This is a genomic window from Staphylococcus sp. EG-SA-18, assembly GCF_017151825.1.
In the GTDB taxonomy this organism is placed as follows: Bacteria; Bacillota; Bacilli; order Staphylococcales; family Staphylococcaceae; genus Staphylococcus; species Staphylococcus aureus.
This window is the reverse complement of record NZ_JACYVY010000010.1, coordinates 17,509-37,964: the sequence shown is the minus strand read 5'-3', so window position 1 is coordinate 37,964 and position 20,456 is coordinate 17,509. Positions and strand designations below refer to the sequence as shown.

General features: G+C 32.0%; 13 protein-coding genes. 3 read left to right on the top strand and 10 right to left on the bottom strand.

What is annotated here, in order from left to right; all coding sequences use genetic code 11:
* Window positions 1–407 precede the first annotated feature (407 nt).
* The 6 genes from cozEb to parE all read right to left on the bottom strand — a co-directional run bounded on the left by cozEb (window position 408) and on the right by parE (window position 9,205).
* The gene (gene cozEb / locus IDG66_RS03400; RefSeq protein WP_001004752.1) at window positions 408–1,616 is read right to left on the bottom strand and encodes a cell elongation protein CozEb; all 1,209 of its coding nucleotides are present in this window, start codon (window positions 1,614–1,616) and stop codon (window positions 408–410) included.
* Complete coding sequence (locus tag IDG66_RS03395; protein ID WP_001788758.1) at window positions 1,609–1,776, bottom strand: hypothetical protein; 168 nt, start codon at window positions 1,774–1,776, stop codon at window positions 1,609–1,611. Before IDG66_RS03395 ends, cozEb begins: the two co-directional genes overlap by 8 nt.
* Window positions 1,751–2,602 (bottom strand): glucose PTS transporter transcription antiterminator GlcT, encoded by an 852-nt coding sequence (glcT, locus tag IDG66_RS03390; RefSeq protein WP_000505015.1) that lies wholly within the window; start codon window positions 2,600–2,602, stop codon window positions 1,751–1,753. The genes IDG66_RS03395 and glcT overlap by 26 nt, the downstream gene beginning before the upstream one ends.
* Before the next feature lie 499 nt (window positions 2,603–3,101).
* Window positions 3,102–4,562: a glutamine transporter AlsT gene (gene alsT, locus IDG66_RS03385; RefSeq protein WP_103143675.1), complete on the bottom strand. Its 1,461-nt coding sequence runs from the start codon at window positions 4,560–4,562 to the stop codon at window positions 3,102–3,104.
* A 249-nt stretch (window positions 4,563–4,811) separates the two neighbouring features.
* Window positions 4,812–7,214 carry a DNA topoisomerase IV subunit A gene (parC, locus tag IDG66_RS03380; RefSeq protein ID WP_001289569.1) on the bottom strand — a complete coding sequence of 801 codons (2,403 nt, stop codon included), beginning with the start codon at window positions 7,212–7,214 and terminating at the stop codon, window positions 4,812–4,814.
* Window positions 7,214–9,205 carry a DNA topoisomerase IV subunit B gene (gene parE, locus IDG66_RS03375; RefSeq protein WP_001837315.1) on the bottom strand — a complete coding sequence of 664 codons (1,992 nt, stop codon included), beginning with the start codon at window positions 9,203–9,205 and terminating at the stop codon, window positions 7,214–7,216. Before parE ends, parC begins: the two co-directional genes overlap by 1 nt.
* A gap of 205 nt (window positions 9,206–9,410) precedes the next feature.
* Here parE and plsY point away from each other — a divergent pair, with 205 nt between their 5' ends.
* On the top strand, window positions 9,411–10,019 hold the full coding sequence (gene plsY, locus IDG66_RS03370) for a glycerol-3-phosphate 1-O-acyltransferase PlsY (RefSeq protein ID WP_000972779.1): 609 nt from the start codon (window positions 9,411–9,413) through the stop codon (window positions 10,017–10,019).
* A 374-nt stretch (window positions 10,020–10,393) separates the two neighbouring features.
* Window positions 10,394–10,690, top strand: coding sequence for a HesB/YadR/YfhF family protein (locus IDG66_RS03365; RefSeq protein ID WP_001165377.1), 297 nt, complete (start codon window positions 10,394–10,396; stop codon window positions 10,688–10,690).
* 206 nt (window positions 10,691–10,896) lie between these two features.
* On the opposite strand, the gene menI is transcribed toward IDG66_RS03365, so the two are convergent.
* The 3 genes from menI to IDG66_RS03350 all read right to left on the bottom strand — a co-directional run bounded on the left by menI (window position 10,897) and on the right by IDG66_RS03350 (window position 16,787).
* Window positions 10,897–11,364 carry a 1,4-dihydroxy-2-naphthoyl-CoA hydrolase MenI gene (menI, locus tag IDG66_RS03360; protein WP_000640486.1) on the bottom strand — a complete coding sequence of 156 codons (468 nt, stop codon included), beginning with the start codon at window positions 11,362–11,364 and terminating at the stop codon, window positions 10,897–10,899.
* 179 nt (window positions 11,365–11,543) lie between these two features.
* Window positions 11,544–14,249 (bottom strand): aconitate hydratase AcnA, encoded by a 2,706-nt coding sequence (acnA, locus tag IDG66_RS03355; RefSeq protein WP_206172177.1) that lies wholly within the window; start codon window positions 14,247–14,249, stop codon window positions 11,544–11,546.
* An 891-nt stretch (window positions 14,250–15,140) separates the two neighbouring features.
* Window positions 15,141–16,787 carry a BCCT family transporter gene (locus IDG66_RS03350; RefSeq protein ID WP_001088978.1) on the bottom strand — a complete coding sequence of 549 codons (1,647 nt, stop codon included), beginning with the start codon at window positions 16,785–16,787 and terminating at the stop codon, window positions 15,141–15,143.
* Between the two features lie 203 nt (window positions 16,788–16,990).
* Here IDG66_RS03350 and mscL point away from each other — a divergent pair, with 203 nt between their 5' ends.
* Window positions 16,991–17,353, top strand: coding sequence for a large conductance mechanosensitive channel protein MscL (gene mscL, locus IDG66_RS03345; RefSeq protein ID WP_000910489.1), 363 nt, complete (start codon window positions 16,991–16,993; stop codon window positions 17,351–17,353).
* 70 nt (window positions 17,354–17,423) lie between these two features.
* Here mscL and sbcC read toward each other — a convergent pair whose 3' ends face one another.
* Window positions 17,424–20,453: an exonuclease subunit SbcC gene (gene sbcC, locus IDG66_RS03340; RefSeq protein WP_000803157.1), complete on the bottom strand. Its 3,030-nt coding sequence runs from the start codon at window positions 20,451–20,453 to the stop codon at window positions 17,424–17,426.
* Between the last annotated feature and the right edge of the window lie 3 nt (window positions 20,454–20,456).

Sequence of the window (20,456 nt, the reverse complement as noted above, 5' to 3'; positions counted from 1 at the left end):
TTTACCTTTGATTTATATAACACTTTTGTCATATTGATATCTGTATTAAGAAGTAAATAGAAAATATTTCTATCTCAAACAGAACAATATGGTTATCTATACTGATTCATATTTAACATAAAGAAAATGATGAATCAATACTTATGAAAAATATTATTAATTAACAGCCGATTATGAGTGCTTCTTAATATATTAAAAATACCACTTGTTTTTATTTTCGACATAATAATGAAGTACTAATCAAGTGGCAAATACTCGTTTCATTATGCATGTGCTTTATAAACGGCTAAACTTTCGTAAAAATTTATAAGCTAAACATGTGCTGATAATCATAAATGTAACTGCCCAACATTATAAGCACCATAAAAAATACCAACAAACATATAGTCATTGGTATTTTTTATTACTTATTCAACTATTTTATTACTTTCTTTAATATCATATTCACCTACATCATTACCATAGAAACGATTGTATCGACGTTTAAATAATTGGAATAAATGAGTAACTAATACTTTTAAAATAGCATATCCCGGAATACCTAAAATAACGCCTACAATACCAAGCAATTTGCCTGCACACAGTAAAATGAAAATGATTGTAAGTGGATGAATCTTAAGTGTTTTACCCATGATATTTGGTGAAATGAAGTGCCCTTCAACAAATTGTACTAAAGTCCATACTACTGCTAATTTTAAGAGCATCCACGGCGATGTTATAGCAGCTATTACAATAGCTGGAGAAATCGCTATAGTAGGCCCTAAATATGGTACAACACTTGTAACTGCCGCAATACTAGCTAATACTAAGCTATATTTCAACCCGATAACCGAATAACCGATAAACAACAGTATACCGATACAGAATGAAACGATAATTTGTCCTTGAATGTATGAACCAACTTGAACACTCATTTTTTCAAGTAGATCATGAAAATCTTTTCGGAATTTCGGTGGCATAATATTCGTTGAAAATTCTTTGAAGTGATGTCCATCTTTAAGCATAAAGAATAGTACAAATGGTGTTGTGACAATCACAACGCCAATATTAGCAATCGTTTCTGCAAACGTTGCAATTTTAGACCCAAAGCCATCTGTAAATTCACTTAACATAGATGGTATTTTCTTAGGTAAAGAATTTAACCAATCATTAATTTGACTATAATACGAAGAGAAAAACGTATTATTTGCTATTTTATCAATAGAATTAATTAATTTTTCTAGATATTGCGGTGAATTTTTAACTAAACTATCTACTTGCGAACCAATAATAGGTATCAATAAATTAACAATTAACGTAATAACACCTACTACAGCTAGATAAATAATAGAAATACCTGCAACTCTTGGTATTCTATAACGTTCCATCATATTTACGATTGGGTTAAATAGATAGAATAGAATTAAAGAGACGATGATAGGTGCTGCTATCGTCTTAAAAACGATGATAAAAGGATCAAAAACATATGATACTTTTTCGAAAATAAAAATAACAATACCCAACAATACTAGCGCTATTAATGAGAAGACTAAATCATTCCCACCAACAAACTTCATATACCGTGATTCGGTAAATTTTAAAAAATTCTTTCTTATATTCTTTTCATTTTCATTCAATTATAGATTCACCACCACTTAAAATATTCATAAGATGTTGTATAAAAACAGTCCACTTATGTAAAATTACTAACATCAATGATACCATACAAATACCCTTTACAGTAACGAAACGCCCGTGTAATACACTTAATTTAGGATTGATTAATCCTTTCTTCAAAATGATGAATGTGTAATGTTAAATATATAATTTCAGACTCACTGATATTAACATCAAATTGTTTTTGTATCATAGTTAAAATTTTATATGCTGTGTTATAGCAAATCGGATAGTGATTTTTAATCATAGACACAAAATCATCTTGTGCATGTATATATTCTTTTCTTCTTAATCGGCGAATTAAAAATTGTACGTGCCTTATAAAACGTTGGTATTGTAATGATTCCTTATCAACAGTTGTCACAAGGTCTGATTCAATGATATCTATACCTTTTTTAATAACATTATTGATCAAGGTCATCTCATGCATAGATAAATCTTCTGTATTAGATGCAATATGTAATGCAATAAATCCTATCTCATCTTCAGGAAAATGTACATCTAATGCTGCATTTAACTGATCAATCACCTGTTTAGCAATATGATATGCATCACTATATAACTGCATAGTTTCCATAACAAATGGATTGCTAATAACTTGATTTTGTTTTAAGCGTTTATAAGCAAATATAATATGATCCGTTAATGAAACTACAAGTTGTTTTGAATCAACATTCATCGCAGTATTAGAAATAAAATTCAACGAATCAATAATTACTTGTAATACATTATCATCAGCGATTTCAACTAAACTTTTATAATGTGCTTTTTGTTGCTCACTCTCTAATTTATAAATTTTCTCTATTGTAATAGTTTGGTCGTTTAACGCCATTCCCTCTTTTTTGTTAAAACCAATACCTTTACCGATTAAAATAACTTCTTGATCATTATTAGTACATACTACGACATTGTTGTTCAATGTTTTAGTAACAATATATTCTCCCATTATCATCACCTATTTTTCTATTATTAAGATTATATATCGGAAATGTCTAACTTGAAAGTATAATAATTTAAATACTTGTGTTCTATTACACGCCTATCCTATATGATATATCTTAATTTAATTTCGATGCCTCTCAAAGTGGAATAACTATAATAAAAAAATCTGACTCCCATATTTACAAATAATTCTATTTATTTATATATTATCTGAATTAATACTCAATACAAACTAAAACGTACTATTAAATTGTGCAAAGCTAAAATAAATTTATATTCATCTATCCAACAATATGTCTTATCAATGGTATAGTCTTTGCACACCAATGGAGGAAATAAATCTCAACCTTACTATATTAATATATAATCAAATCTTAGATTAACTAGTGTAATGATACAGATGATTATTGAGTACAAATTTAAAACCCTGAGATTTTCGCTTTAATTTGAAAACCTCAGGGTTTATTTGATTTTTATATAATGAATCGTTACATTAAAAATATTTATTTATCAGAGTTCTTATATTTGTTAGCGCCCCAAGCACTAATTCCAAATAAGTTAATTTCTAAGTTTTCAGGTTTAAAGACAGGGTTCTTGCCTTCTTTTTTCTGCTTTTGATAATCTTTCATCAATGCAAAAGCTACATTGGACAGTCCTATAATGGAAATAATGTTTACAATTGCCATTAAGCCCATAAATAAGTCTGCCGTATTCCATACTGTTTCTGTTTTTACAACTGCACCGACAAAGACAAGTACTACAACAAGACATCTAAAGATAAATAATATTACACGGTTTGTTGATAAAAATTCAATATTAGATTGACCGTAATAGTAATTACCTACCACAGATGAAAATGCAAACAGTGTAACTGCTATTGTTAAGAAAATACCTCCAGCAGAACCTAAATGCTCATTAAGTGCTGATTGAGTAACTGCAACACCTTGAGGTGCGTTATCACCAAATTTCAGTCCTGAATATAGTAAAATCATGATTGCAGTTGCTGTACAAACCAACATTGTATCAAAGAACACACCTAATGATTGGATTAAACCTTGCTTAACAGGGTGTGGTACGGCAGCAGTTGCCGCTGCATTCGGCGCAGAACCCATACCAGCTTCGTTAGAGAATAAACCACGTTTGATACCTTGAAGAACCGCAGCACCTACAGCGCCACCAGTTACTTGTTCGATACCAAATGCACTTTTAATAATCGTACCTATCATAGGAACAATTTGATCTAAATTAAATAGCAATATTACTAAAACCATACCAATGTAAATGATAGCCATAATCGGTACAATTAACGAAGATAACGTAGCAATACTACGTACACCACCAAATATAATAATAGCTGTTACGATTGCTAAAATAATACCTGTGATTACTGGACTAATATTATATTGCGTATTTAACGACTCCGCAATTGTATTAGATTGCACTGTGTTAAATACAAATGCAAATGTAATTGTAATTAAAATCGCAAATACGATACCTAGCCATTTTTGATTTAAACCTTTAGTAATATAGTAAGCTGGACCACCACGGAATCCACCATCTTTATCATGTACTTTATAAACCTGAGCCAAAGTCGCTTCTATAAATGCACTCGCTGCACCTATAAATGCAATAACCCACATCCAAAACACTGCACCTGGACCGCCTAAAACAATCGCAGTCGCAACACCAGCAATATTACCAGTACCAACTCTCGAACCAGCACTAATCGCAAATGCTTGGAATGGCGAAATACCCTTCTTACCATCTTCTAAAGTTTCTGGACGTTCTACTAAAGCTCCAAACATTTCAGGTAACATTCGTAATTGGACGAATTTAGAACTAATTGTAAAGAAGAATCCAGCTGTCAATAATAGACCAATTAAATATTGAGACCATATTAAATCGGTACCAACATGGACAAATTCTTTAAACCATCCAGGAATTAAACTATCGAAATCTTTCAAAATAAACCCCTCGCATCCTCTACATGAATCATGTACCTTCTATAAAATTAGACCGAATTGAAACTTCAGTAAATATAGAGATACATCATCATTTCTTATACAATACAAGAGATTTATATTAGTTTGGTCAAAGTATATCGCTAATTTAACGATAAGTACTTGGTCAGCATTTAATATAAATCCCTTGAATTTAGTCAAAATTTAACATTACTGTATTTTATCATTTAATTTCGTGATTGCATATAGTTTTTAGCTAATATACATGTCTATTACTTCACCAAAATCATCTGTATCTACAATGAATGAGCCATTTGTATATTGTTCAGATTTATGAATATCATTAATTAAACCATGTTCTTCATTTGATTTTGAATATAATGTATATTGACTATGTTCACCTGTCACTACATGTGCAGCTACAATACGATGTGGATTTTTCTTTAATTCTTTTAATAAAGTTATTCCACGTTGTGCTCTTTTAGCAACTTGTAAGATTTTAAAACTAATACGTTTTAACGAGCCGCGTTGTGTGGCCATCAATATAGTATCATTTTCAGAAACACCTTCTGTCATAACAACGAAATCTTCAGCTTTAAGATTTATTGATTTAACACCAGCTGCCCTTAATCCGGTATCTGATAGTTCACTTGTATTATACGTTAATGACATACCTTTATTAGTAATGACGGTAATTAATTGATCTTTTTCAAAGCGCATAACACTAATCAAATCATCATTTTCTTTAACTTTAGTAGCAATTAAAGGTTTATTAAAACGCGTTGTTTTAAATAGAGGCACTGTACTTTTCTTAATCATGCCATTTTGAGTCGCAAAAACATAAAATGCATCTGTATTAAAGTCCTTTTCATTAAAGACATTAATAACCACTTCATCTTCTTCGATAGGAACTATTTGTGATACATGTTGTCCCAATTCTTTCCAACGAATATCTGCTAATTTATGAACCGGTATAAATAGATAACGACCTTTATTTGTAAATACTAGTACGGTATCTTGCGTATTTACTTCTTGATGTTTAAGTAAACTGTCACCATCTTTTAAACCAATATCTTCAACACCGCTAGCATTAAAGCTACGAATAGAAGTACGTTTAATATATCCATGACGTGTCATACTTAAAATAACTTCTTCACTAGGCACCATAACTTCTTTGTCAATTTTAATTTCTTCAATTTCTGCTTCAATTAAAGACAGTCGTTCAGATTTGAATTTCTTTTTAATTTCATTCAATTCTTCTTTTATGACATTCAATAATGCATCATGGTTATCAAGAATATGACGTAATTGTTTGATTAATGCTTCAAGTTCTTTATGTTCACCTTCAAGCGCAACTATATCAGTGTTTGTTAAACGATATAACTGTAACATTACAATTGCTTCAGCCTGTTCTTCTGTGAACTCGTATACTTCGATAAGGTTTTCTTTAGCGTCACGCTTGTTTTTAGAGCTACGAATCAATTCGATTACTTTATCTAAAATTGACAACGCTTTAATCAAACCTTCAACGATATGCATACGTTTTTCTGCATTATCTAATTCAAACTTCGTTCTATTTGCAACAACCTCAATTTGGTGATTCAAATAACTATCTATAATTTGACGAATACCCATCAATTTTGGACGACCATCACTAATAGCGACCATGTTGAAATTATATGAAATCTGTAAATCAGAGTTTTTATAAAGATAATTTTTGATTGATTCACTGTTCACATCTTTTTTCAATTCAATTGCTATTCGTAAACCAGTTCTATCAGTTTCATCACGTACTTCAACGATACCATCGACTTTTTTGTCAGCACGTAATTCATCGATACGTTTTACTAAGCTACTTTTGTTCACTTCATATGGAATTTCAGTAATAATTAACTGTTTACGTCCATTGCGTAAAGTTTCTTCTTCAACTTTAGAACGAACTATAATTCTACCTTTACCTGATTCATAAGCTTTTTTAATACCATCAATACCTTGAATAATACCACCAGTTGGAAAATCAGGACCTTTAATATATTTCATTAATTGATTGACTGTAATATCCGGATTATCAATATATTTAAGTGTTGCTTGAATCACTTCAGCTAAATTATGTGGTGGTATATCTGTCGCGTAACCTGCAGATATACCTGTAGAACCATTCACTAGTAAGTTAGGAAATCTTGATGGCAATACCATTGGTTCGAGTGTCGTATCATCATAGTTTGGAATGAAAGAAACTGTCTCTTTATTAATATCACGTAATAACTCTTCAGCTAGTAAGCTTAACTTAGCTTCAGTGTAACGCATTGCCGCTGGCGGATCATTATCGATACTACCATTATTACCATGCATTTCTATTAAGACATGTCGTAACTTCCAGTCTTGACTTAAACGGACCATTGCTTCGTACACTGAGGAGTCTCCATGTGGATGATATTGACCAATAACATCACCGACTGTTTTCGCACTTTTACGGAAATTTTTATCGTGTGTATTACCACTTGAATACATTGCATATAAAATACGACGTTGTACTGGTTTTAAACCATCACGAACATCTGGCAATGCACGCTCTTGAATAATATATTTACTATATCTTCCAAAGCGATCACCTAAAACATCTTCAAGTGATAAATCTTGAATTATTTCACTCACTAGATTTCCTCCTCATCAAATTGATCATTTTCAAGCACTTGTACTTCAGAATTATCTAAAATACTTTGGTCCTCTTGCATACCAAACTCAACATGCTTTTCAATCCATTCACGTCTAGGTTGTACTTTGTCACCCATTAATGTTGTTACACGTTTAGATGAACGCACTTCATCTTCAACTTGTACACGAATTAAAGTTCGTGTTTCTGGGTTCATCGTCGTTTCCCATAATTGTTCAGGGTTCATCTCACCCAAACCTTTGTAACGTTGTAACGTGAAGCCTTTACCAAGTTCTTTTTGTAATTTATTAAGCTCTTCGTCTGTCCAAGCGTATTCAACTCGCTTTGTTTTGCCTTTACCTTTTTCCAATTTATAAAGTGGAGGTAAAGCAATAAATACACGATCTGCTTGAACAAGCGGTTTCATATATTTGAAGAAGAATGTTAACAATAGCACTTGAATATGCGCACCATCAGTATCAGCATCAGTCATAATAATTACACGATTATAATTACTATCTTCAATTTTAAAGTCAGTACCAACGCCTGCCCCGATTGTGTGGATAATTGTATTAATTTCTTCATTTTTAAAAATATCTTCTAGACGTGCTTTCTCTGTATTAATTACCTTACCACGTAATGGTAATATCGCTTGGAATTTGCGGTCTCGTCCAAGTTTTGCTGAACCTCCCGCAGAATCACCTTCGACTAAATACAATTCATTTTTTTCAGTGTTTTTACTTTGTGCAGGTGTTAATTTACCAGATAGCAAAGTGTCTTTACGCTTGTTTTTCTTACCTGAACGAGCATCTTCACGAGCTTTACGTGCAGCTTCCCTTGCTTGTTGTGCTTTAATCGCTTTTTTCACAAGTGATTTAGACAATTGTCCTTTTTCTTCTAAATAGAATGGCAATTTGTCTGCAACAACTGAATCAACAGCACTTCTAGCTTCAGAAGTACCCAATTTAGATTTCGTTTGTCCTTCAAATTGTAATAATTCTTCTGGAATACGTACAGACACAACAGCTGTTAAACCTTCACGAATATCATTACCATCTAAGTTTTTATCTTTTGTTTTAAGTTCATTAATACGACGTGCATAATCATTAAATACACGTGTCATTGCTGTTTTAAAACCAACTTCATGTGTACCACCATCTTTAGTACGTACATTATTTACAAAACTTAAAATACTTTCTGAATATTGATCATTATATTGGAAAGCTACGTCTACCTCTATACCATTTGCTTCACCTGAAAATGTAGCCACGTCATGCAAAACTTCTTTTCCTTCATTGACATAACTAACAAACTCTTTGATTCCTTCTTCATAATGGTAATGCTCTTGACGCTCTTTACCACTGCGTAAATCATTAAGCGTTATTTTTAAATTTTTCAATAAGAACGCAGACTCTTGTAGTCGTTCGCTTAAAACATCAAAATTAAATGATGTAGATGCTTTAAAAATTGTGTCATCAGGTTTAAATGTTACTTTGGTACCTGTTTTCTTAGTTTTACCTTTTTTCACTAAACCAGAAGATGGCGAACCACCGTTTTTAAAACTTTGATGATATATATTACCATCTCGATGGATTTCAACTTCAAGCCATTCACTCAATGCATTTACAACTGAAGCACCAACACCGTGAAGACCACCTGAAGTTTTATAGCCGCCTTGTCCAAATTTACCTCCTGCATGTAAAACAGTAAAGATAACTTCGACTGTCGGTTTACCTGATTTATGTATACCTGTTGGCATACCACGTCCATTATCTTCTATAGAAATACTACCATCTTTATTAATTGTTACATCTATTTCGTTACCGTAACCATTCAATACTTCATCGACGGAGTTATCGACAATTTCATATACTAGATGATGTAATCCCCGTTTATCAGTTGATCCAATATACATACCAGGTCTTTTACGAACTGCTTCTAACCCCTCTAAAACCTGTATTGAATCATCTGAATAATTATTTTGTTTATTCATTGCCAATGATTTCGCCTCCTGCAAACGTACGTTCGTTTTTAAAACTATACAATAGTTATTCTTATATAAATCAGCGTAAAATGCAAGTATCAATTAACTTTCATAGCTTAATTCCATATATTAATCCCCGTTTTTAAAATTTTTAGCCGTAATTTAAACGAATATGATAAAATAGTCCTAAGATATTAAAGGATGTGTAATATTTATGATGATAATCGTCATGTTACTACTAAGTTATCTTATCGGCGCTTTCCCAAGTGGATTCGTAATTGGAAAATTATTTTTCAAAAAAGATATTAGACAATTTGGTAGTGGTAATACTGGCGCTACTAATAGCTTTAGAGTATTAGGTCGTCCTGCAGGATTCTTGGTAACATTTCTAGATATTTTCAAAGGGTTCATAACTGTTTTCTTCCCTTTATGGTTACCAGTTCACGCAGATGGCCCTATTAGTACTTTTTTTACAAATGGTTTAATTGTTGGCTTATTCGCTATACTTGGACACGTTTATCCTGTTTATTTAAAATTCCAAGGTGGCAAAGCTGTTGCAACTAGTGCAGGTGTCGTCTTGGGAGTCAATCCGATACTTTTACTAATACTTGCAATTATCTTCTTTATTGTATTGAAGATTTTTAAATATGTTTCTTTAGCAAGTATCGTTGCAGCAATTTGCTGTGTGATTGGCTCGCTTATCATTCAAGACTATATTTTATTAGTCGTTAGTTTCTTAGTTTCAATCATATTGATAATTAGACATCGCTCTAATATCGCAAGGATTTTTAGAGGCGAAGAACCTAAAATAAAATGGATGTAACAATTTTTTGACATTAGTCCATCATTGCATATTTTTTTGCAGTTGATGGATTATTTTATTTTTGCAAAAACAATTTTTTTAACTTAAAATTCAACTATACTTAGTTTTTTACAAGAACATTTGAGACCGAGACATAAATCAATGTCATAGGCTCCACAATGTTATATTAGCTGTAGTTAACCGAACAAAATGCGCTTATAACTAGGTTTTTTCAATTCTGGTCGGGGGTCCCAACATAGAAGCTTATGGAAATTCAGCTTACAATAATGAGCAGGTTGGGGTGGGCTCCAACACAGAGAATTTCGATAAGAAATTCCACAAATAATACAAGTTGGCCCACTCCCATTCTGTAATAAATATAGGAGGTCATTGTTATGCAAATAGAACTTACTGATGCAGCAGTAACTTGGTTTAAAAATGAACTTGAGTTGCCTGAAAATAATAAAGTGCTCGTGTTTTTTGTAAGATATGGTGGCGAATTCCAACTCAAGCAAGGATTTAGTCCTGCTTTTACAGTTGAACCAAAGGAAGATGTTGATATTGGCTATGAACAACAATATGACGATTTAAATGTTGTCGTAGCGGAAAAAGATTTGTGGTACTTTGAAGATGACCACATTATTGTAAATGTAGTTGATCACGAAGATGAAATTTCTTATTCCACAAAATAACTAAAATAAAACGAACTTGTTTACACATTCTGATGTGTCCTGAACCTCGGAAGTTGTACTTTGGTTTAGCACATCTGATGTTGTATGAACAAGTTCGTTTTTGCTATATATTAGCTTATCTTCACGCTAATTACATTAATGTTAACGTATTGGCTATTTTTTATAGATTAATTGTTAATATTGCCTCTCCAAACATTTACAGTAACTTATAAAGAATCAATATCATCCATTATCTCTACTGTTTTCCCTTCATTATTGAGCGTTTGCACTTTACTATAAGCTTCATGCCAATCTGGGAAATAACGATCCAACCGTATAGGCTTAAAAGTATCTTCTTTAATGCAAATCAATTCTGTGGAACCTGTAGTTGCAAGTTCACCTTTTTCATTAAAAATCTCATATTTATACACTGAACGTAATCTCGAATATTTTTCAACCCAAGTTTTAACTTTAACTTTTTCTGGATAAAAAATAGACTTTTTATAATTGACATTGAGGTCAGTCACAGGTGAAATGATTCCTTGTTTTTCCATATCAGCATAACTAAAACCTAACTTCGATATATAATCCAACCGCGCAACTTCAAACCAAGTTGCATAATTCCCGTGATAAATTACACCCATCTTATCAGTTTCAGCATAACGCGCTTCTATTTCTGTAATACTATATATCATTTTAAGCCTTCTTTCAGTTTAACTTTATATCTCATTCTAACATAAAATACAAGAAGAGGCCGGCCAAGAACACAAAGGTTTTGAACCGACCTATTATATCATAAAGTTTATAGAAGTATTTTTGAGCACTATCAAAGTGCCTCAAATACCGATTAAAATTTTACTGTGATATCTATTTTTTATTGCGCTAATTTATTTCTTAAAACCATTTGTAAAATTCCACCGTGACGATAGTAATCCATTTCAACAAGTGAGTCAAAACGAACCATAGCGTCAAATTCTACCAAATCACCATCTTGCTTCTTAGCAGTAACTTTGACGTAGTCATGTGGTTGAACATTTTCATCAATATTAACAGAAATTTCTTCTGTACCATCTAGACCAAGAGAATCAGCTGATTCACCTTTTTTAAACTCTAATGGTAATACACCCATCATAACTAAATTTGAACGATGGATACGTTCATAACTTTGTGCAATAACTGTTTTAACACCTAATAAGTTTGTACCTTTTGCTGCCCAGTCACGAGATGAACCCATACCATAATCGTTACCAGCTAATACAACTAAACCTGTACCATCTTCTTTATATTTCATTGCAGCATCAAAGATAGGCATTACTTCATTTGTTGGCCAATAAGTTGTAAAACCACCTTCAGTACCTGGCGCTAATTGGTTTTTAATACGTATATTAGCAAACGTACCTCGAACCATTACTTCGTGATTACCACGTCTTGAACCATATGAATTAAATTCACGAATAGGCACTTGATGATCTTGTAAATATTTACCAGCTGGCGTATCTTTACCAATTGCACCTGCTGGAGAGATGTGGTCAGTTGTCACAGAATCACCGAATTTACCCATAACACGTAAACCATTTAATGGAACAATCGTACCCGGTTCTTTAGATAATCCTTGGAAGAATGATGGATTTTGAATGTATGTTGAATTAGGATCAAAGTCATATAGAGGTTGATCAGTTACATCAATCTCATTCCATAATTCGTTGTTATTGTATACGTTATTATATTCTTCAATAAATAATTCAGGTGTTACAACACTATCAACGGTATCTGAAACTTCTTTAATTGATGGCCAAATATCTTTCAAATATACATCTTCACCGTCATTACCTTTACCAATAGGTTCATTCTGTAAATCAATATCAACCGTTCCAGCTAATGCATAAGCAACAACTAACTGTGGTGAAGCTAGGTAATTGGCTTTAACAAGAGGATGGATACGACCTTCAAAGTTACGGTTACCAGATAATACAGATGTCACTAATAGGTCCTCATCAGCAATCGCTTTTTCAATTTCTGGTAATAAAGGACCTGAATTACCGATACAAGTTGTACATCCATAACCAACCAAGTTGAAGCCTAAATCATCTAAATAAGGTTGTAAGCCAGCATCTCTTAAATATCCGGTAACAACTTTTGATCCTGGTGCTAGAGAAGTTTTAACGTATTCAGGAACTTTCAAGCCTTTTTCAACTGCTTTTTTAGCAACTAAACCTGCACCTAACATTACATAAGGGTTAGATGTATTTGTACATGATGTAATTGCTGCTATTGCAATATCACCTGTTTTCATTGTAGCTTTTGATCCATCTTTAAAGTTAATTTCAGCTTTCTTATCAAATTCACTTTTATCTAAACCGTGTCCTTGGTTGCCTGCTGGAGCTGTTACAGAATTTTCAAATGATGATTTCATATCACTTAAGAAAATTAAATCTTGAGGACGTTTTGGTCCTGAAAGCGATGCTTCAACTGTTGATAAATCCAATTCGATAACATCTGTATAATTAGGATCTTCTTTCTCAACATCAAAGAACATATGGTTTTGTTTCAAATATTCTTTTACTAGCGCGATATGTTCGTCTGATCTACCAGTTAACTTCATATATTTAAGAGATTCATCATCAACTGGGAAGAATCCGCAAGTTGCTCCATACTCTGGTGCCATGTTTGCAATTGTAGCACGGTCTGCTAGTGGTAAATGTTGTACACCTGGACCAAAGAACTCCACAAATTTACCAACAACACCTTTTTTACGTAGCTCTTGAGTTACTCTTAACGCTAAATCAGTTGCTGTTGCGCCTTGTGGTAATGAATTTACTAGTCGTACACCAATAACCTCTGGAATTGGGAAATAAGAAGGTTGTCCAAGCATTCCAGCTTCAGCTTCAATACCACCAACACCCCATCCTAGTACGCCAATACCATTTATCATTGTTGTATGTGAATCAGTACCAACTAATGTATCTGGAAATGCAGTTTTTTCACCATCTACATCACGAACATGTACAACACTTGCTAAATATTCTAAGTTAACTTGGTGAACTATTCCAGTTGCAGGAGGAACTGCATTGTAATTATCAAATGCTTTCGTTGCCCAATTTAAAAACTGATAACGTTCATAGTTACGTTCAAATTCTAATTTCATATTACGTTCAAGAGCTTCTGGATTTGCATAGCTATCCACTTGAACTGAGTGGTCAATAACTAAATCCACCGGTACTTCTGGATTAATTTTAGTAATATCTCCCCCAACGTCATCCATTGCTTTACGTAAAGAAGCTAAATCAACTACGGCTGGTACACCTGTGAAATCTTGTAAAATAACACGAGAAGGTTTAAATGGTACCTCGCCTTCATTTCCATCTTTTCCAAACTGACTTAAAGCTTTAATATGATCGTCTGTAATTACAAAATCATCTTCTTGACGAAGTAAAGATTCTAACAAAACACGAATTGAATAAGGTAAATTGGAAACTTTACTAATACCTTGCTCTTCTACAGCTTTTAAATCATAGTAAGTATAACTTTGGCCATTCAAGTCAAAATGTTTTTTTGATTGCTCTTTAAAATTTGCAGCCATTTAATGATCCCCCTTGATACATTTTTATATTTATATGCCTTGATTAAATTGTATTATTATATTTATTGATAAACAACTCATCATGCTTAGAAAACGCTTAATTTAGGTTTTGACTTTTTAATCAGAGTATATAAGCAAAACTTATCATACAGGTAAGGTGTAATAAGTATTTTTTATTAATTGAGAATAATTATCAATTTCGCGAATGATTCAATTCAATTTTTAAACGTATTATTTCATTGAGCAGAAAGAAAATTATGGCACCAAACTTTAATATTTTTTTCAATGTCATTCTTTTGATGGGAGTGGGACAGAAATGATATTTTCGCAAAATTTATTTCGTCGTCCCACCCCAACTTGCATTGTCTGTAGAAATTGGGAATCCAATTTCTCTTTGTTGGGGCCCATCCCCAACTTGCACATTATTGTAAGCTGACTTTTCGTCAGCTTCTGTGTTGGGGCCCTCACCCCAACTCGCATTGCCTGTAGAATTTCTTTTCGAAATTCTCTGTGTTGGGGCCCCTGACTAGAATTGAAAAAAGCTTGTTACAAGCGCATTTTCGTTCAGTCAACTACTGCCAATATAACTTCGTAGAGCATAGAATATTGATTTATGTCCCAGCCTGAGTTAATTTTCTATAAAAGTATATTTAATTTGCGTTTATACCGTCAAACTTCACTTTAGCTTTGTCAAACCCCTTTCTATTAAGTTTTCAGAAATAAACCTATCTTAAAATATAAAAAAATCGAGAATTCGTAGTTTAATAACGAAATTCTCGTTCTTATCCTTTTGAATATACTCAATTTTCCACAAAAACAAACAAGTAGTATATCTGTTCTAGCTACTAGAATGACATACTACTTGTTATTAAAATACTTAACTAAACTTTATTAGTTATCTTTTTTCTCTATATTTCTACGTGACTGACGCTTTTCAAGAATGTCAGATTCATAATCTTCTTGTTGACTCTTGATATATTCTTGTAAGCGATGTTTATTCGGAGTCAATGTTAAACCTAGGAATTTACGTTCCTGGTTCGCATCCTTGTAGAAACTTACCATCATGAGTATGACGACAAAGGAGAATGGGAATGCACTTATAATTGCAGCACTTTGAATCGCATTTAAAGCTTCAGCGCCGTTACCGCCACCAGCTAATAAAAGTACAAATGCTATTAAGGCCTGTGAAATTCCCCAAACAACTTTTACCATACTAGATGGATTTAATGAACCAAATGTTGTTTGCATTCCTAATACAAATGTTGCTGAGTCAGCAGATGTAATAAAGAATGATGCAATTAATAATAATGCAATCAACGATAAAACAATGCCAAATGGCACATGATTAAACACTCCAAATAGCTGTGTTTCAGGAGTCATATCAAAAATTTCTTTGTGTTTCTTACCTGTCTCGATGCCTAATACACCAAAGACACTAAACCAAACAAAACTAACAATTGCTGGAACTAGCAAGACACCAGAAATGAACTCTCTAATTGAACGTCCTTTTGAAACTCGTGCAATAAACACTCCAACGAATGGACTCCAACTTAACCACCAACCCCAGTAATAAAGTGTCCATGAAGACATCCATTCACGTTTTTGAGGATTTAAAGCTGCTGTATCAAAACTATTAAACAAGAATGTGTTTAGTAAACTACCCGTAGAGCTAGTTAACATATTTAAAATAAGAACAGTTGGTCCAACAATTAAAGCAGCTACCATTAAAATAGTACCTAAACCAATGTTCAAGTTACTTAAGTATTGAATACCTTTACTTAATCCAGACCATGCACTTGCTATAAATAAGATAGTAACAACAATGATGATAATCGCTTGTACAAACGTATTGTTTGGAACATTGAACAAGTAATGTAAACCACCATTAATTTGTAGAGCACCCATACCTAACGAAACGGCTACCCCAACGATTGTCGCAAATACAGATAAAACGTCAATAAAAATCCCAATAGGACCTTCTACTTTATCACCTAAAAGAGGACGTAAAGTTCTAGATAATAAACCTGGTTCACCTTTACGGAATTGCGAATATGCCAACGCTAACGCAACAACACCATAAACAGCCCAAGCATGGAATCCCCAATGGAAAAATGTTGAACGTAGAGCTTCAGTATAAGCTTCAGTAGTTTTGGGATCTGCTGTAGGTGGCGTAGCAAAGTGCGCCATCGGTTCAGCTGCACCATAAAACACCAAACCTATCCCCATACCAGCACTAAACAACATAGCAAACCATGAAATTGTATTAAACTCAGGTTTGTCATTTGGTTTACCTAGTTTAAGTTTTCCAATAGGACTAAAAATAAGGAATATACAGAAGAACACGATAATCGTAGTAAGAATAAGATAATACCAACCTAACTTTTCTGTAATCCACATTTTAATATTATTGGTAACATAGTTGAATTGTTCAGGTAAAAATGCACCAAGTAATACGACTATAGCAACAACAATTGCACTATAGATGAAGACTGGTGAATACTTCTTTCCATTTGGATTCTCTGGTGAAGAAGAATTCATAATTAATTACTCCCTTCAATTCTATATTTAATTTTATGTAGTAGAATAAAAATATTATCTAAACATTTTATTCAATAACTCACGCACCTTTATAGGATAACAAAGGTCTTTGCGATAATCAAATTTTCTTGAATAATCTATTTTCTAATTTTTTTATTTGTTGTATAATTGAGGTTACATTTAAAAAAGAGAGGTTGAGTGTAATGTTAAAAGAATTCAAAGAGTTCGCCTTAAAAGGTAACGTCTTAGATTTAGCAATTGCTGTTGTGATGGGTGCAGCTTTCAACAAGATTATATCTTCATTAGTAGAAAATATCATTATGCCATTAATTGGTAAAATTTTCGGATCAGTTGATTTTGCTAAAGAATGGTCATTCTGGGGTATTAAATACGGTTTATTTATCCAATCTGTTATCGACTTTATTATCATCGCGTTTGCTTTATTCATCTTTGTTAAGATTGCAAATACATTAATGAAGAAAGAAGAAGCCGAAGAAGAAGCAGTTGTGGAAGAAAATGTTGTGTTACTAACTGAAATCAGAGATTTATTACGTGAGAAAAAATAATTTTTAAATAAAAAGAGATGGGCTAAGGTTGTTCTATACATTCCAAAGTACCATCTCTATTTTTTATGTTTTAATTTCTTTTGAATCTTGTTGAACTCTGATATTGATCTGATTTCACTTCTAAAACTAAAGGTATTCTATTTTTCAATTCGCTCACATGTGAAATAATCCCAACCATTCTACCAGTTGATTTAAGATTTAATAAAGTGTCTAACGCTGTTTCAAGCGTTTCTTGATCTAATGTACCGAATCCTTCATCAATAAATATTGATTCTAGTGAAATACCTCCTGATTGCTGCTGTACAATTTCGCTTAACCCTAAAGCTAATGCAAGCGACGATTGGAAAGTTTCTCCACCTGATAACGAGCTAATATGTCTAGACTTATTTGAATGCAAATCAAATACATCAATTTCTAGGCCACTAAGACCATGAGAAACCGCTTCTCGCCTAATTAGTTGGTATCGATTATCTGACATTGTTGCTAATCTCAGATTTGCTTGAGCAATAATTTGATCTAAATAGTAAATTAAGACAAAGTTTTCCAATGTAAGATTTTTGTTATTCTTACCACTGACAATTTCAGCCAATTGAAATATTTCTTGTTGATCCTTTAATTCTTGATTTAAGTAATTAATATGCGAAACTATAGATTGTGTTTTATTAATATTATTTTGACATTGATAATGAACAGCAGAGTATTCATCTATCAGTGTATTCATCTTTCCTTTTTTTAGCTCATATTCATCTTTTAATTTATCAGAGTCCAATAACTCTTTATCCTTAGTTAATGATTCTAACCTAGCTATTTCCATTTCAAATTCATGATAACGTTTTTTATAAGTATCCCTTTTCTGCTCTAATTCCTCTTGCTCGCCCCTCCAGGCTATTATTTCATCTATATCATTGTCATCAGTTAAATTCAGCCTCGACATTTCCATTTCAATAGACTGTTCATTCAATTCTAAGTCATTATTGTAAGTTTCTAGTTGATTTTCATAATGATTTAGATTATTTTGCTCAATTAACTTTCTTTGAGACAATTGCATTAACTTATCTTCAATCTCCTTTGAGAGTTCTTGATGCTGATTCACATCTTGAACATACTTCTTATAATCCACCTCAAAATTAGTGATATTATTATATTTCGAGAGTGTTTCAAATTCAGTGATGAGATCTCGACATAATTTCAACTCAGATTCATTTTTATTTAGACGCAATTGTTTATTATGAATTTGCAACGTTAGATTATCTTTTTCTTCTTTCATTTGTTCTATAAATTTATTAAGATCTCTTTGATTATTCAATGCATTTTCATTTTCTAGCAGACGCTTATTCAATACTTCAAGTGAAAAATCACTTTGCGTTTTAATATTAATATTCGATATTTTTTCATTAACAAATTTAATTTCAGAATTATGCACAGCAATATTCGATTTTATAGCGTGGATATTTGCTTCAATTTCTTTAATTTCATTTTGACGTTTAGCAATACTGTCAAAATCAATATGATGCCCTAAATCCTGAATTTCATTACCACATATCGGACATTGATCTCCAATATTTACAGCAGATTTAATTTCACTTATAAAGCTTTCTTTATCATTTAAGTCCAATTTTGTTTTATCGTAGCGATCTAATTTTATTTCGAGATTCTTCAATATAGATGTTTCTTCATTAATTTGATTCTCTAACTCTTGCTTACTACCTAATAGTTTATCTAATTCAGCTTTAGCTTTTTCATTTTCTTTAATTATATTAATTTCATTATTTATGTTCGTTATCGTATTATTTAGTTCGATAATTTTCTCGTAATCACTTTCGTTATTACCTATTGAATCTTCGACCGTTTCTAAACCTTTAATTAGATCATTTAATTCATCACCTAATTGTTCACCCTCAGTTCTCAAGCGTTCAATATTGAGATAACTTTGTTGATACTTATTAATATCGTTAAATAATACTCTAGTTTTATCAATAAAAGAGATTTTACTTTCAATTAAATCTCCATTTTCTTCTAACATTTTTTTCTCTTTGTCTATGTTTCGCTTATCACAATCAAGATTCAATATTTTATTATTGGTTTTAGAAATATCTTTTTTGCTATTAGCAATTTTAGTTTCAATTTTTTCTCTATTTTCAATATAATTCAATAGGTTTGTAATATCTTGTAACAACTTTAACTTAGCTTCAATTCCCTCTATTTCAGGTTGTTGTTCTTTCAATTGAACGAAATCAATTTTATTTTTGTTGAGTTGATTAATATTATCTTTTAATATATTATTTTCTAATGTTTTCTTTTCTATTATTTCAAATTCTTTAATAGCAGTTTCTTTACTTTCATTTACAGATGCTAGTATTTCTTTCGACCTAGCTTGTAAAAGTGGTATATTTTCAATCAATTTGTCTATCTGTTGAGTGGCAACCTCTAATAAGCCTTTTATATTGTCATCATCAAATGATTCAATTTCTTGCCATAAAAGGTCAATTTGTTGATATCTATTCTCGATTTGAGCTTTTTCTTTTTTTACTTCTTCTTTTAATATTTCTCGTATAGCTTCAAATTTTTCACTGTCAAACAGTGTTCTTAATATCCCTTGCTTTTCACGACTGTTTGATATTAAAAAGCGTTTGAATTCACCTTGAGGCAAAATAAACAATTGTCGGAATTGATCTGCATTTACTCCTAATAATTCAATAATGAATTGGGTACCTGAAATTACTTTACTTTCTCTAATTTCATACTTGCCATCCACCATCTCAAATACATCAAATTTAGCGTTCGTTTTTGTTGTATTACCTTCTTTGATATAAGGGCCTTGTCTATGCACTTTATAAATTCGATGATTTAATTGAAATTCAAATGTTACTGACATCGGCTGTTTACCATCAGCGAAATGACTTCTCAAATCATTTTCTTCTCTTTGTTCAGTTGATGCTTTACCAAACAAGGCATAAGTCATTGCATCAAAAATCATTGTTTTACCCGATCCAGTCTTACCACTTATTAAAAACAATTCATTATTATCAATTTTAGAAAAATCAATTTCTTCTTTTAAAAAGGGGCCGAAATTATTCAACTTTAAATGTAATGGTTTCATTCA

Coding starts and splice junctions, on each gene's coding strand:
- glcT (WP_000505015.1), bottom strand. CDS start 2,602: ATGGGAGAATATATTGTTACTAAAACATTGAACAACAATGTCGTAGTA.
- parE (WP_001837315.1), bottom strand. CDS start 9,205: ATGAATAAACAAAATAATTATTCAGATGATTCAATACAGGTTTTAGAG.
- plsY (WP_000972779.1), top strand. CDS start 9,411: ATGATGATAATCGTCATGTTACTACTAAGTTATCTTATCGGCGCTTTC.
- IDG66_RS03365 (WP_001165377.1), top strand. CDS start 10,394: ATGCAAATAGAACTTACTGATGCAGCAGTAACTTGGTTTAAAAATGAA.
- menI (WP_000640486.1), bottom strand. CDS start 11,364: ATGATATATAGTATTACAGAAATAGAAGCGCGTTATGCTGAAACTGAT.
- acnA (WP_206172177.1), bottom strand. CDS start 14,249: ATGGCTGCAAATTTTAAAGAGCAATCAAAAAAACATTTTGACTTGAAT.
- IDG66_RS03350 (WP_001088978.1), bottom strand. CDS start 16,787: ATGAATTCTTCTTCACCAGAGAATCCAAATGGAAAGAAGTATTCACCA.
- mscL (WP_000910489.1), top strand. CDS start 16,991: ATGTTAAAAGAATTCAAAGAGTTCGCCTTAAAAGGTAACGTCTTAGAT.
- sbcC (WP_000803157.1), bottom strand. CDS start 20,453: ATGAAACCATTACATTTAAAGTTGAATAATTTCGGCCCCTTTTTAAAA.